This is a genomic window from Alteromonas sp. 5NW40-0090, from assembly GCF_057552975.1.
Window position 1 is genome coordinate 199,374 of sequence record NZ_BAAJLT010000005.1, and the last position, 14,560, is coordinate 213,933.

A 14,560-nucleotide genomic window follows, 5' to 3' on the forward strand; every position below is an offset into this window, starting at 1 on the left:
GCCAATCTTCACTAATTTTAAATAAATATTTACCTTTACGTTTACGTAAGGGGTAGGTGTTGGTTATTGTTGTTATAAAGCAACGTAATTGAAGGTATGTGTAATGAACTTTGAATTAACCGATGACCAACTCGCCTTTGAAGATACTGCCCGACAGTTCGCCCAACAGGAACTAGCGCCCAATGCAGCGATGTGGGACAAAGAACACTATTTCCCTGTAGAGGCTATAAAAAGAGCAGGAGAATTAGGCTTTTGTGGATTGTATGCGCCAGAGAGTGCCGGCGGCCTTGGACTATCAAGGCTCGATTCTTCAATTATCTTTGAGCAGCTGTCAATGGGATGTACCACAACCACCGCTATGTTAACCATTCATAACATGGCCACGTGGATGATTGCTACTTGGGGTAGCGATGATGTAAAAAACACATGGTGTGAACAGTTGGTGACAGGCGAAAAACTAGCATCTTATTGTTTAACGGAACCAGGCGCGGGTTCAGATGCAGCATCGCTAAAAACAAAAGCGATGAAAGTTGACGGCGGGTACGTACTAAACGGCTCAAAAGTATTTATATCAGGTGCGGGAAGTACTGACGTTTTAGTTGTTATGGCCCGTACCGGTGAAGATGGTCCTAAAGGTGTGTCAGCGTTTGCAGTACCTGCTAATGCAGAAGGCATCGAATACGGCAAAGCAGAAGAAAAGATGGGTTGGAATGCCCAGCCCACTCGCATGATCACGTTTGATAACGTGAAATTAGATGCTAGCTGGTTACTCGGTGAAGAAGGACAAGGCTTTAAAATGGCTATGCAGGGGCTTGATGGCGGTCGAATTAATATTGCAACCTGTTCGGTCGGTACTGCACAGCAGGCGCTTAATGTTGCGCGAGACTATATGAATGAGCGTGAACAGTTTGGTAAACCTATCGCAGGTTTCCAGGCTTTGCAGTTCAAGCTAGCCGATATGGCGACAGAACTTGTTGCGGCAAGACAAATGGTACGCATGGCAGCTTGTAAACTAGATAATAACGACCCCGACAAAACCACTTACTGCGCTATGGCGAAAAGGTTTGCTACCGATGTGGGCTTTAACGTTTGTAACGACGCTCTTCAGCTTCACGGGGGCTATGGTTACATAAAAGAGTATCCGCTAGAGCGCCATTTCAGAGATGTTCGCGTACATCAAATTTTAGAAGGTACCAATGAAATTATGCGCGTTATTATCGGCAGACGTTTGTTGTCAGACGAGAGAAGTGTACTGTAGTACATCTCGGAAATAACATCATCAGACATGATTTTAAGGACTGTGAAAAGGAGTAGAAATGACAGACGTGGAACCAGTAGTCATTGTTCAAGAGCTAAAAACGTCTAGCGATGGCTATACAATAGGCCGATTGACGCTTAACAAGCCTAAAGCACTAAATGCTTTAGATCTTGAAATGGCTGGCATTATGCTAGACGCACTTCAGCAATGGCAGTCTCGCAACGACATTGTGGCTGTGGTGATTGATGCAGCGGGCGAAAAAGCCTTTTGTGCGGGTGGTGACATTGTTTCTATGTACAAATCGATGGTGGAAGCTAACGGGCAAATACCACAATTTTTAGAAACATTTTTTAAAACCGAGTACACGTTAGATTACACCATTCATAACTACCGTAAGCCGATTGTTGTCTGGGGTAGCGGCATTGTGATGGGCGGTGGAATGGGGCTTCTTTGCGGCGCAAGTCACCGCATAGTGACCGAAACTTCGCGGTTAGCAATGCCTGAAATCACAATAGGTTTATATCCCGACGTAGGGGGCAGCTATTTTCTGCCTCGCTTACCAGGAAAATCTGGCTTGTTCCTTGGTTTAACAGGTGGGCAGATGAACGGTAGCGATGCCCGTTATGTTGGGCTCGCTGATGCGTTAGTCGCGAGTTCAGAGAAAAGTAATTTGTTAAGTTCTCTTATCGAACATCCATGGAATGAAACAGACAGCGAAAGCTTAGCAGGGGCTGTAACGACGATTATCGATAGCATGAAAAAGCCGGATTCGTTACCTAGCAGCAACGTAGAACCAAATATGCCACTTATCGATAGCTTATGCGCCGCAGATAGTGTGAGTGGAGTAGTGAATGCGATCCTGCGTGCAGATATGAAAGAAGACAAATGGCTTTCACGCGCACAGAGTACCCTAGCTAAAGGGTCTCCTATAACCATGCATTTGGTGTATGAACAGTGCCAGAAAGGGGCAGAAATGACTTTGGCAGATTGCTTTCGAATGGAAGTAAATATGTCTTGTCGCTGCGGTGAAAGCGGAGAGTTTCAAGAGGGTGTACGAGCTTTGTTAATTGACAAAGATATGTCGCCTAAATGGAAATACAAAACGGTTGAAGATGTGCCTACAGATGTGATCGAACACTTCTTTAGTTCTCCTTGGTCTGCACAAAGCCACCCGTTAGCAGCGTTGTAAAAGCTTCACTTTTTAAAAAGCGTAGTAAAATGATAATTGCAGGCAGTTCCGTAATCGAAATGCCTGCCCAGCGCAACTAATCAGCACAAGTACGCTATATGTCTTAAGCCTACTTGTGCTCTATTATTGCCGTTAAGGCATTGATTTTGATATCCTGTACGTCAAATTCTTAACAAAAAAGACGTTATCATGTGGCATTGCCCACTTTGTAAATCATCAATCTCGTTAAACTCTACGCCTATACGCTGTAACAATAATCACAGCTTCGATATTGCAAAATCTGGTTACGTTAACTTGTTACCTGTTCAGTTCAAAAAGTCTAAACTTCCCGGTGACGATAAAGACATGGTGAGAGCCAGACGGGAGTTTCATCAGTTAAACGCTTACAAACCATTGAAAGACAAAATGCATTTGCTGGTGGAACACTTCCTCACTCAAACTAGTACTGCGAATAATGTTGCAGGTAATGCCACTAAACAAACTGTTCCTGTTTACGACGCGGGTTGTGGCGAAGGAAGTTATTTAGATGCGATGATTCAAGGGCTTTCACGTAACGGCTTTTCAGTAAAAGGTGCGGGCAGCGACATAGCTAAAATTGCTGTTGATTTGGCTGCTAAAGCTTTTAAGTACGCTCAGTTTGTTGTGGCAAGCAGCTTTGAATTACCTCTTCAGAGCGAGACGCAAAACGTAGTAATGCAAGTATTTGCGCCGGGCAGTAATGAAGAGTATGTAAGAGTTTTGAAAGAACAAGGAATACTTATTACGGTTGACCCTGCGCCGAATCATTTATTTGAATTAAAGCAGCAGGTTTACGACAATGCGAGGCATCATCAAATTAGTGATGCCCCCCGGGAAGGCTTTACTCGCATTCACAATGAATGCTTTTCATTTCCGATTAAGTTTGCTGACGCTGACCACGCTCTCGCTCTAATAAAGATGACGCCTTTTTACTGGAAACTCCCACAAGGCAAGATAGATGCTATCGTCGCATCGCTAGATAGCGTAACCGCAGACTTTCATATCCAACTATGGAAAAAAGACACAAATAAAAAAGTGTTAAAAGGTGAAAGTGAGGGAGAGCAGGCAAGGAAAGACGTTGGCCGATAACAAACAAAAAGCGTTGTTTTTAGACCGAGATGGCGTAATTAATGTTGACCACGGCTATGTGGGTAGCTATGAAGATTTTGAATTTGTGGAGGGTATATTCGATATTATTCATGCATTCCAAAATGATGGTTTTTTACCGGTTATTGTTACTAACCAAAGCGGAATAGCGCGTGGATACTATAGCGAAAAAGACTTTCATGGTTTAATGGAGCAGGTCCAAAAAGAATTTTCCGCCCGCGGTATTGTAAACATTCCTGTATATTTCTGCCCACATCACAAGCAAGGTAGTGTTGCCGAATATGCTATAGCCTGTAAATGTAGAAAACCATTACCTGGCATGTTGCAACAAGCCGCAATAGACCTAAATATAGACTTAGCCAGCAGTGCGTTAATTGGCGACAGTTGGCGGGACATCGAAGCTGCGAATGCCGCAGGATTAACGAAGAGCTATTTTTTGTCAGATAATCGTATTACTGCCGAACAGTTGACTACTATTCGCTTATCCCACAGTGTATCTCAGGTTAAGAGACTGTCTGAAATATTAGCGAGCGGTTACGTGTAACCCTTTAAACAATTGTTACCTAAGGGAATACGGGAAATAGATAGCAGCGATAGCATTGGCTATCACTGCAATAGGGAAAAACTAGTTCTGGGTGGAAAAGCGAGACAAGTGCTTTATAGCCTGGCTCAGTAAGTCGATATTTAACGACTCTTTACTCCGTTTCCCTGTGGCTAAATCACTTATTTCATAGCTACCGTTACTCAGAACGTCAGTGCGTTTATTTTCGTGGAATACCACAATACGTTCGCCCGACGTACTGACTAACCAAGGTCGTGCTGGTGCTAATAAGTTTTGTCCGGTTGAATAGAATGTAGAAGGTGCATTACAGCCTAATGCGTTTAAAATCGTTGGTGCCAAATCTTCAGTACTAGCCAACTTAGCTTTGATATTCAGTGTGCTGTATAACACCCCTTTACCGTCTTCGCTACCAAACCCAGTCGCGATAATGACGTCATGTTTTCTATCTATTGTACTTTCAACGTAATCCTTTATGTCTGCGCTATTCATGAAAGCAATGTGTAGCCCCTCATGATTGTTACTTAAAGGCTGTAAATAGCCAGATAATTGTGGAAGCGGCAAAGGTACATCGCTGTGAATAGAAACTGGCATACCCGAGCCTAGCGGAAGGGCAAGCAACACGGGTCGTTTTTTAGATAACGCTTCCTGATAAATTTCCGGCACACCAAACAAGGTTGCTGTCATAAGACCTTCAACGGTACTTGCTGTTGAATAATAATTAGCAACCTGATTCAGCTGTTTACCTTTAATGCTGCTTAAATCGATATCGTTATCACCGTCAACTTGCACAATAACGGTAAGATTTTTACTCGTTTCTATTGAGCAATAAACAGGCTCAGCAGGGTAAGTGATATTGTGAATATCAGGGTTGAACTGAAGTTGCTTTCGTTCTTCATAGGCCGCTAAGTCAAGCAAGCCATAACGCGACATTGTAGTCTTAGCGGTGGCAGGGTAAGAAAGCGGAAACATGTTGTCTTGCTTAATGATAGGTTGATACAGCTTGGCATCAGCCCACACATGAATAGCGTGACTTGTCACGAAACAACTTACAAAAAATGTAGTGACAGGAATGCCAACTTTATGACGAGTGAAGCGCTCAACACGCTTCCAGATTGCATTGGCTAAGACCAGCTGAAAGCCAAGCCAAACAACAAATAAAAGAAATAAGAAAGCCCACTGTTGCCAGCTTTCTATTGCCATTGTCGACTGCGCTTCACTGCGCAGCAGGTCAGCGGCGTGAAAACTAATATGAAAGCCTGTACGGTTAAATAGTAGCGCATCGAAAGCTAATAGCGCTAAACCCACAGCAGCAATGATAGACGCACTGACCTTTATAATTCTGGGGTTATTTACCAGATAACAAAGTGGGAGTATAAAAATAACAAAGCCAAAAAAGGTCATAAAGCCAATATGACCAAACCAGTTGGCGAGAAGATACAAGGTGCCGACACCTGTGCCAGGCATAGGTGATGAGAAAACAAAAATCGAGGCAATAACTATGGCGATGATTATGTTCGCCAAGGCAAACCAATGCCCCCAATTTACCAGTTTAGTAACACGCTGGCGACGAGGTGATTCGGCAAGTATCATGCAATCCCTTAGCTATTTTTAACGCTTTTCTTTAGTACGTCGGCAAACTGCGTTGCCATGGCTTCGCGATTTTTAGGGGCCACCTGAGTATTTAAAATGTGCGTAATGACATTTCCTAACACCATTAGTGAAAGGTCGCGGTTTGCACCGCCTTCTTCAAGGGTTAGAATAACGTTATTCATTAGCGTTTCGAATTCGTCGTTGCTATAGCGGCTCTGTTGGGGCATTGCTACGCCTCTTTTTTATGATTTCTTTGATAAAAAGAATGGTTTTACACGTAAAATGATTATAATCGTTGTTTGAGTGAGTACAATCATTCATTCTAAAATCCCGCAATTCTTTGGATATTTCTGACACTTTTTAAGCAACAGGACACCCGATACTCTATGAGTGCACTGATTCATCACTTTGTTGTACATCGTTTGATTGTAAACAAAGAAGAGAAAATTGAAGCAATTCCACGAGACAACTGCTTAGCTGTTACTCCGGAAATCGAGCTTCTTGCCCATCAAATAAACCACAGTTTCAATGCTAAACCTGGAAAGGGGGTTGGTCACTTCGTGACGGAAGTTACCCGTGAAGCAAAAGTGGAAAACGAAGAAGGCGAAGCGACTACGCAAAAAAGCACCGAAAACGTGGCTGAGTTTGCGGAAGGCCTTAGGCAATACATGGATATCCAAAAAGCGGCGGGTGATAACGTTGAAGATGCATTCCATGCGTTTTCAGTGTCATCGACTAACCGCTTGGTTCGCACTTTGGCAGAAACGGGTACTGTTGAGACCGGTTTTCTTATTTTCTGCCAGTATGAATATTTGGCCACACAGTATTTGATGATTGCATTGTTAAATACCCGTTCGCACGTTGAAGTGACAAACTCTTTAGATCTTTCTGCTCGTGAACACTTAGATTTAGCAAAAATGCAGCTCGCTGTACGTTTCGATTTAACCCAGTGGGATATTCAGCCAGAACAGCAGCGCTACGTTAGCTTTATTAAAGGTAGAATGGGGCGAAAGGTATCTGACTTCTTTATGCAGTTTGTAGGCTGTGAAGAGCTGGTTGATGTTAAACAGCAAAACAAGCAATTGATCTCTTCAGTTGATGCTTACCTTGCCAGTGAGTCTCTAGACCCGCAAGAACAGCATCAGCATAGAGAAGAAGTTAAATCGTACTTTAAAGAAAAGATTGATGCAGGCGAAAGTTTATCGGTAGATGAACTGGCGAACCGACTTCCTCAAAATGAAGAAACAAGCAGTAACTTCTCTGCGTTTACGCAATCTATGGAAGTACCGCTTGAGAAAGAAATTCAGCCAGACCCTGCGGCGCTAAAACAGCTTGCTAAGTTTACCGGTCAGGGCGGTGGTATATCGTTAAGCTTCGAACGCAAATTAATGGGTGATAGGGTATTTTACGACCCGGCTACGGATACGCTAACTATTCGCGGAATTCCACCAAATTTAAAAGATCAGCTTAATCGCCAATCTTCAATGGACTAGTCGCTGCGAAGCGAAGATAAAAAACGTATACTAGTTAGTAGAAAATAAACTCGATTCAAGGGTGTTATGCAATTATTTGTAAATGATTTGACAGTGATGGACTTCTCTTACCTTTGCCCTAAACGCGGCATGGTAGGAGAAAGCTGGATTGTCGATGTGATTTTGGACGGTGAGCTTAACGAAGAGAGCATGGTTCAAGACTTTGGTCACGTGAAAAAGAACTTAAAGCGGCTTATCGACGAATATGTCGACCATAAGTTGCTTATACCTGCTGAATACAGCGGCTCAGAAGTTATCCACGACGACGATTCTGAACAGGTAGAAGCGCGCTTTACCTGTACTGATGGGCGTAGCATTATGCTACGTTGCCCCGCTGAAGCTTATGCATTTGTTTATTCTGATGAGATAAATATGGAATCGGTCGGCGTTTACTTAAAAGAAGTGTTGGCGACCCATCTTCCTGAAAACGTTGAGAATATCACGCTACATTTACGTGAAGAAGTGATTAACTCTCCGTTTTATCACTATACCCACGGGCTTAAAAAGCATGACGGTAATTGCCAGCGCATAGCGCACGGTCACCGTTCGCGCATTGATATTATCCTTGACGGCAAAGTGTGTGTTGAAAGTCAACAGTATTGGGCTGACCGTTGGGCCGATATTTATATCGCAACCCGTGAGGACGAAATAGCCTACAGCGACAGAAAGCTTAAAGGTGAAGTAGCTAATGACGCGGATTATTACTGTTTTGCTTACGAGTCTTCACAAGGCTATTTTGAACTACTCATACCTAAGTCAGATTGTGAAGTGATTGAAACTGACTCAACCGTAGAGTGTTTAGCGCAATATTTGCTGGAAGAGCAGAAGAAACGCACGCCTGATGGCGTTTGCCAAGTCATCGCTTACGAGGGCGTAGGTAAAGGCGCTACAGTAAAGGGTTAATATTCGTTACTGCTTGTTATAGGGAAAGGAAATATCTATGGCATTCACGCTTTCAAAAGACACATTACGCAATCAAATATCTTCTATATTAAATTGCGTGGTAGTGCTTAGTGCAGTTGCTTCTATATCATTTGTTTCTGCGGCTGTAGAATTAAATGAACAAGCCACTGGGCTTTCTAGTCAAGAGCAAATAGACGTTGTGCTGAACGGTAAGTTTACGCAAGGTGCTCTGTTGCGCGGGCAAGCTCCCGCTGGGGCCAAAGTAACGCTTAATGGCGAAACTGTTCAAACCAACAAAGACGGAAAATTTGTTGTTGGCTTTGAACGGGAAGCGCCACTGCAGCAAACGTTGGTTGTAAAATTAGACAACGGCCAAAAGTGGCAGCGAGACATTACTCTTGAAAAACGCGAATACAACATTCAGCGAATTGACGGGCTAGAGCAAAAAATGGTTTCTCCGCCAGCAGAAGTGACGGCGCGTATTAAGCAAGACAATATCAACGTAGCTAACGCGCGCAGTGGCAATACAGATTTGGATGCACTGTTCACTCGTTTTGAATGGCCTGCAAAAGGTGCTATCACTGGTGTTTATGGTAGTCAGCGAATTCTAAATGGCGTGCCGAAATGGCCGCACTATGGTTTGGACATCGCCAATGAAACTGGCACGCTTGTGTATGCCCCAGTAGATGGTGTCGTCACCATGGCTGATGATCTCTATTATTCGGGTAACACCTTGATTCTCGACCACGGCATGCGCGTGTTTTCGACATTCCTTCACATGGATACTATAACGGTAGAAGTGGGAGACACCGTTAAGCAAGGCGAGCAGATTGGTACAATTGGCTCGACAGGGCGCTCGACAGGGCCGCATCTAGATTGGCGAATAAATTTAGGCAACATTCGCTTAGATCCCCATACTATAATGTCGGGGTCTCCCGAACAGTAACCATTAATTTGACTTAGTTTCTACAGCCATAAAGAAAAGGCGCTTTCAGGGTTCACCTAAAAGCGCCTTTTTAGTATTTACATTACCTTATCGTATTTGCGCTACTGGGCGAAGTTATTTCCCCAGCCAGTGATTAAGCTTTTCTTCATCAGTAATTTCAAAGTAAGCCATTTCTTTTCGAGCCTCAGTTACCTCAAGAGGAAGGGTTAGAAGCCGCCCGTCTCGAATAAGCGTTAAATCTACCTTTGGTGTCTGGGCATTATCTAAAAGGCGCTGAAGTTTCTGAGCATTGACGATGTGTCCGTTTAACGCAATGATGACATCGTTCAAAAGAATACCTGCCTTCATTGCGGCAAGGCCTTCAAATACTTGCATTACTGTAAGTCCGAAGGTTGCAGGTTTTAACGTGGCGCCAAGTTGATTTTTAATAACAGGTAGCGAGGAAACGCCACCTTTATCTTCACCTGATACGCGAGCACGAATAGCGTAATTTACGCCCATTTTTGAAACTAATGACGCTAATTCTACATCGTCTGTGCTATACACCACGCGATTCAAGTAATCTGAAACGTCGATATTGAAGTGGGTTTTGCATAAAGATTGGATCACGTCATCAGGTGTGCCTTTTTCATCCACCCCATAATGTTTCCACAGTAGTTGCATCAAGGTGTCTAAATTCACTTGTTCGTTTGACTGTTTACGAAGGAGTAAATCTAACCCAAGGGCTATAATGCCACCCTTTGTGTAATAACTGACAATATTGTTAGTAGCGCTCGCATCTTGCTTATAAAACTTTGTCCATGCGTCGAAGCTACTTTCAGCTGCACTTTGTTTAAAACGCCCCGCGTTTTGTAAAAGTCGACTCACATTTTGCGCGACAATATCAAGGTACTTTTGTGGTTCAATAACACCTGCTCTAGCTAGGGTTACATCATCATAAAAACTGGTAAACCCTTCATATATCCATAGCTGATTTGTATATGTTTCTTGAGATAAGTCTGGTTTCACCATTACGCTAGGTTTAATACGCTTTACGTGCCATGTGTGGAAAAATTCGTGACTGCACAAGCTCAAAAATGTGATGTAGCTGTCGGTTTTTTTCTCACTTTCACCTATTTGTGGCAAATCAAAACGTGGGTATAGAAGGGCAGTGGAATACTTATGCTCTAAACCGCCGAACCCATTGTCGGCAAGCAGCGTCATAAACAGGTAGTTAGTAATAGGTTGTGGAGCTCCAAACAGATCTAGGTGGTGCTTGCATATTGGCGCTAAGTCATTTGCTATGCGCTCATAATCAATATTGTTGTTACCTGAGAAAAGTAACGTGAACCTAATGCCGTCAACCTCAAAGCTGTGAGTGTCTGCAATGCCCACATAAATTGGATGATCAATGAGCTCATCATAATTTTTTTCAATGAAGTACCAACGAGACGGGCTTGTGCTTTCACAACGAGAAGGCATAGACGTATAAGCCTTCCAGTTTGCGATTGCGGAATCGCTTTCGTTTAGCTCAATGTCCACCTCACAAGGCACATTCGCAAAGCCGGAAACGTTTAGAAACGCACTGGTACCATTTATAAACGCATATTGGTCGTTCATAAAAGCAGAGCGAATAGATAAGTCGTTGGCATAAACGGTATAGTTAACAGTACAAGCTTTTCCATCTGTTTCTACTTGCCAAGTTTGTTTATCAAGCTTAGCAACAGAAAGACTATGAACGCTTTTATCGCCAACATTTTCAGCACTATTGCCTTCAGAAGTATTAGCATTTAGCTCAATAATGCTTTTCGCAAAATCGCGCACCATATAACTTCCCGGGATCCAGCTTGGAAGGCTAAGCTCTATTGATGAGCCAGAATGTTCAGGTATTTGCAGTGCGACAGTAAATTGATGGGCACGCCAATTTGAAATAGTTAACGTATAGCGAAGAGCAGAGGTCATAAACGTCCGAAAAGATAAGCAAAACTATCCCTTAACTATATCAATCTATTGTGTTAATCCCAATAGATTGCATGATACTGCCGCTCAATTTTTTACGTTTATTAACTGCGGTTTTTCATCATAGTGTTGATATGTTTTGGTTTGATGCGTACATTGAGTTAATAAACATTAAATCCAGCAATAACAAATACAAATGGCTGAAAAAATAAGAAGCAATTTACTAAGCGAAGAGAATTTGGAATCGCTACGCTCGCTAGTACCTGGCGATACGGTAGATTTACAAATTGCTATGCCTGCAGCGCCCAAGCGAGTGAAAACCGATTACGTCGGCATGCTTATTGATGAATGTTTACTTTTTCATATTCCAACATCGGCGAAGTGGATTACCGTTAGAGATGCACTGACTGTTGGCAATGATATCGTTGTGCGTTCTGTGCTTGAGGGTGACACTGGCCAAGTTATTGCGTTTAAAGTAAAAGTACTCAAATTGCTTTCTAAGCCGTCTGGCTTACTTATTACAACGTTTCCTAAACGTATAGAAAGTATCGGGTTGCGTGCTGTAAAACGCGCCCAATTGGGCATTTCTGTAACCCTTGAAGCTGATGTCTATCCAGATGACGAGAATGTTACTGGTATTATCATCGACCTCAGCGAAAAAGGTTGCAAAGTTGCACTCCAGATCAAACCAAATTGGCCGGTAATAATCGATGAAGCTGAAGTTAAGCTAAACTATTCGCTAGACGGTAAAGAAGTAGCGCTTTGTGCAAAAGTCAAAAATCACAAACTTGATAATGATGTAGTTTATTATGGGCTCGCCTTTACCTGTGAAGAAAAATTGATAAAAACGCTGTTGTCCCAACACACATTGTTAACGTAGGAAACAATATTTGGGTGCTCGATAGATAATAATCACAATAATAGGTTAAGGGGATCTACATGAGAAGTATTGAGCGAATGTTAATGCAATACGGCGAAAGTCACCAGAACAAGACCAACATCATCATCCATGCCATTGCCGTACCTAGCATCTATTTCGTAACAGTAGGCTTATTGTGGAGCTTGCCAGTACCCGATGTGATAGCGCAGTTCGATATCACATGGGCGCACATCATAGCGGTTCCCGTATTGTATTATTATTTTATGTTGTCTGGCCCGATAGGGGCAGCAATGACCCTATTGACGATTTTGTGTTTTGGCGCAGTAAATACGTTAGCGCATTTTAACATATCAGTTTGGTTGTTTTCACTCGTGTTGTTTGTCGTTATGTGGGGACTACAGTTTATCGGCCATCATATTGAGGGTAAAAAGCCTTCGTTTTTTGACGATTTGCGCTTCTTGCTGGTTGGCCCAGCCTGGTGGTGGGTGCATTGGCTGAAAAGAATGAATATCAGTTACTGAGCTTAATCAGCGAATTGATATAGCCAAAACATGTCTAATTTCAAGATTTTGCCCTGCGACAGGAAGCATAAGGGGCACGACCAAGGCGCTTGGGTCGTGGCAAGGCTTGCGTATAATCTTCTTATAAGTTTTTGAATTGGTATTATTGTGAGTCGCTTTCAGCGTGTAATAGAAAGTAATGAACGTTTATTTTGGACATTGCACAGTGCAGGCTGGGCAGGGTTCGCGATAATTTATTACATCGGATCTTTTCTGCATGATGTTCGACCTATTTGGGTTTTCATCATCATGCTCAATGCCTATGCAGGTTGGTTGCTAACTATTCCGCTTCGCTACATCTATCGATGGGCGAGGAAACAATCTCCGCTCAACATGATCATCATAGTGATTGTGGCGTGCTACTTAATTGCTTTGCTATGGGCCGTGGTAAAAAACATTAACTACTGGGAAATCTACAAGCACGGATATCGCCCAGACGAATGGTATATGTATTTTACCAACACTATTAATTCGCTAATCATGGTTGGTTGTTGGAGTGGTGTGTACTTTGGCATCAAGAACTTCCAGATGCTTCAAAAAGAGAAGCAGAACGCACTAAAAGCGAGCACCATGGCGCACCAAGCGCACATTAAGATGCTGCGCTATCAGCTCAATCCACATTTTCTCTTCAATACACTGAACGCTATTTCAACCCTTATTCTATTGAAAGAGAATGACACAGCAGAAGCGATGGTGTCGCGCTTAAGTGACTTTCTTCGTTACTCATTAGACAACGACCCGATAAAGCGAGTGCCTTTGGGCCAAGAAATAAAAGCATTGCGACTCTATTTAGAGATAGAAAAAGTGCGGTTTGACGATCGTCTAGAAGTGCTATGGGACATTGATGAAGGCTGTGAAAGTGCACTTGTGCCAAGCATGATTCTACAGCCCATTATTGAAAACGCCATAAAACACGCCATATCTAAAATGGAAAACGGTGGGCGAATTTCAATAACTGCTCGTACTTTTGGTAATGATCTACTAATGGATGTTGCCGACAACGGACCAGGCGCAGATATCAAAGACGGTACACTGAGCCGTGAAAATGGCGTCGGTTTAGCCAATATAAAAGAACGTTTGCAATCCCTTTATCATCGTAATTTTGCATTCTCTATAGAACACAATCAGCCTTCTGGTGTGCGAGTTAGACTACGCATTCCGTATGAAGTTAAGGACGTATAATATGACAAAGCAAGTGATAAAAACCATTGTAGTTGATGACGAACCTTTAGCGCGAAGGGGCCTTCGCGCTAGGCTAGAACGTCATGAAGATGTGCAGGTGCTTGCCGAGTGTCAAAACGGCCTTGAAGCGGTAAGCAGCATTTCTCAGCACCGCCCCGATTTAGTGTTTTTAGATATTCAAATGCCGGGCTTAAATGGCTTTCAAGTAATTCACAAGTTGCGCGAACTGAAACAGCCCATTCCCATGATTGTTTTTGTTACCGCTTACGACAGCTATGCAATCAAAGCGTTCGACGTGCACGCACTTGATTACTTGTTAAAGCCGGCGGACGACGAGCGCCTAGGCGCAGCGTTAAACAAAGTTCGTGAATATTTTTCAACTCAACATCAGGACGAGCAGTCACAAAAATTGGTAAGCCTTGTTGCTGAACTTACTGGCGATGATTGCGAAGAGATTTTACGCAAGCTAGCCAATGGCGAGCCGGTTGAAACTAATCCGTACCCGGATGTATTGGCGATTAAAGATGGCTCAGAAGTCACCCGTGTTAATGTTCAAGATATTCAATGGATTGACGCAGCGGGTGATTACATGTGTGTGCACGCGCTAGACGGCATGCACATAATGCGTAAAACCATGAAAGAGCTTGAGCAAGAGCTAAACCCTCAATTTTTTGTTCGCGTGCATCGCTCGGCCATTGCTAACATTCGTTTTGTTAAAAAGCTAGTCAGTCACATCAGTGGCGAGTACCACTTAATACTTCAGAACGATACAGAGCTCAAAGTAAGCCGAAGCCATCGAGATAAAGTAAAAGCGGCCATGAAGATGTAATGTCGCTTAAAGAGGTGATATGAGAGGCGTTGTTTTGAAGAAACAGCGCCTTTTTGTAATAAATCG

At 43.0% G+C, this 14,560-nt stretch carries 14 protein-coding genes; 11 read left to right on the forward strand and 3 right to left on the reverse strand.

What is annotated here, in order from left to right:
- Nucleotides 1-103 precede the first annotated feature (103 nt).
- The 4 genes from AC27KT_RS08060 (at nucleotide 104) to AC27KT_RS08075 (ending at nucleotide 4,116) form a co-directional block, all read left to right on the forward strand.
- Nucleotides 104-1,258: an acyl-CoA dehydrogenase family protein gene (locus tag AC27KT_RS08060; RefSeq protein WP_487128914.1), complete on the forward strand. Its 1,155-nt coding sequence runs from the start codon at nucleotides 104-106 to the stop codon at nucleotides 1,256-1,258.
- Nucleotides 1,259-1,316: 58 nt separating this feature from the next.
- Entirely contained in the window at nucleotides 1,317-2,447 is a 1,131-nt protein-coding gene (locus AC27KT_RS08065; protein WP_487128916.1) for an enoyl-CoA hydratase/isomerase family protein, read from the forward strand.
- 189 nt (nucleotides 2,448-2,636) lie between these two features.
- A complete protein-coding gene (locus AC27KT_RS08070; RefSeq protein WP_487128918.1) occupies nucleotides 2,637-3,554 on the forward strand; it encodes a putative RNA methyltransferase in 918 nt (305 codons plus the stop codon).
- Entirely contained in the window at nucleotides 3,544-4,116 is a 573-nt protein-coding gene (locus AC27KT_RS08075; RefSeq protein WP_487128920.1) for a D-glycero-alpha-D-manno-heptose-1,7-bisphosphate 7-phosphatase, read from the forward strand. The genes AC27KT_RS08070 and AC27KT_RS08075 overlap by 11 nt, the downstream gene beginning before the upstream one ends.
- Before the next feature lie 81 nt (nucleotides 4,117-4,197).
- Here the strand turns inward: AC27KT_RS08075 and AC27KT_RS08080 are convergent, their stop codons facing one another.
- Entirely contained in the window at nucleotides 4,198-5,724 is a 1,527-nt protein-coding gene (locus tag AC27KT_RS08080) for a DUF3413 domain-containing protein (RefSeq protein WP_487128922.1), read from the reverse strand.
- Nucleotides 5,725-5,732: 8 nt separating this feature from the next.
- Nucleotides 5,733-5,951: a YejL family protein gene (locus tag AC27KT_RS08085; RefSeq protein ID WP_487128923.1), complete on the reverse strand. Its 219-nt coding sequence runs from the start codon at nucleotides 5,949-5,951 to the stop codon at nucleotides 5,733-5,735.
- Nucleotides 5,952-6,110: 159 nt separating this feature from the next.
- On the opposite strand from AC27KT_RS08085, the gene yejK reads away from it, so the two are divergent.
- The 3 genes from yejK (at nucleotide 6,111) to AC27KT_RS08100 (ending at nucleotide 9,105) form a co-directional block, all read left to right on the forward strand.
- Nucleotides 6,111-7,217, forward strand: coding sequence for a nucleoid-associated protein YejK (gene yejK, locus AC27KT_RS08090; RefSeq protein ID WP_136781509.1), 1,107 nt, complete (start codon nucleotides 6,111-6,113; stop codon nucleotides 7,215-7,217).
- A gap of 66 nt (nucleotides 7,218-7,283) precedes the next feature.
- Complete coding sequence (locus AC27KT_RS08095) at nucleotides 7,284-8,159, forward strand: 6-carboxytetrahydropterin synthase (protein WP_487128924.1); 876 nt, start codon at nucleotides 7,284-7,286, stop codon at nucleotides 8,157-8,159.
- Nucleotides 8,160-8,196: 37 nt separating this feature from the next.
- Nucleotides 8,197-9,105, forward strand: coding sequence for a M23 family metallopeptidase (locus AC27KT_RS08100; RefSeq protein WP_487128925.1), 909 nt, complete (start codon nucleotides 8,197-8,199; stop codon nucleotides 9,103-9,105).
- Between the two features lie 114 nt (nucleotides 9,106-9,219).
- Here AC27KT_RS08100 and AC27KT_RS08105 read toward each other — a convergent pair whose 3' ends face one another.
- The gene (locus AC27KT_RS08105) at nucleotides 9,220-11,046 is read right to left on the reverse strand and encodes a M61 family metallopeptidase (protein WP_487128926.1); all 1,827 of its coding nucleotides are present in this window, start codon (nucleotides 11,044-11,046) and stop codon (nucleotides 9,220-9,222) included.
- Nucleotides 11,047-11,239: 193 nt separating this feature from the next.
- Between AC27KT_RS08105 and AC27KT_RS08110 the strand changes: the two genes are divergently transcribed.
- From AC27KT_RS08110 to AC27KT_RS08125, 4 genes are all read left to right on the forward strand, one after another.
- Nucleotides 11,240-11,923 carry a PilZ domain-containing protein gene (locus AC27KT_RS08110; RefSeq protein ID WP_487128928.1) on the forward strand — a complete coding sequence of 228 codons (684 nt, stop codon included), beginning with the start codon at nucleotides 11,240-11,242 and terminating at the stop codon, nucleotides 11,921-11,923.
- Nucleotides 11,924-11,982: 59 nt separating this feature from the next.
- On the forward strand, nucleotides 11,983-12,444 hold the full coding sequence (locus tag AC27KT_RS08115; protein WP_487128929.1) for an Mpo1 family 2-hydroxy fatty acid dioxygenase: 462 nt from the start codon (nucleotides 11,983-11,985) through the stop codon (nucleotides 12,442-12,444).
- Between the two features lie 147 nt (nucleotides 12,445-12,591).
- Nucleotides 12,592-13,665: a sensor histidine kinase gene (locus AC27KT_RS08120; protein WP_487128930.1), complete on the forward strand. Its 1,074-nt coding sequence runs from the start codon at nucleotides 12,592-12,594 to the stop codon at nucleotides 13,663-13,665.
- A gap of 1 nt (nucleotide 13,666) precedes the next feature.
- Nucleotides 13,667-14,494, forward strand: coding sequence for a LytR/AlgR family response regulator transcription factor (locus AC27KT_RS08125; protein ID WP_136781516.1), 828 nt, complete (start codon nucleotides 13,667-13,669; stop codon nucleotides 14,492-14,494).
- Nucleotides 14,495-14,560 lie beyond the last annotated feature (66 nt).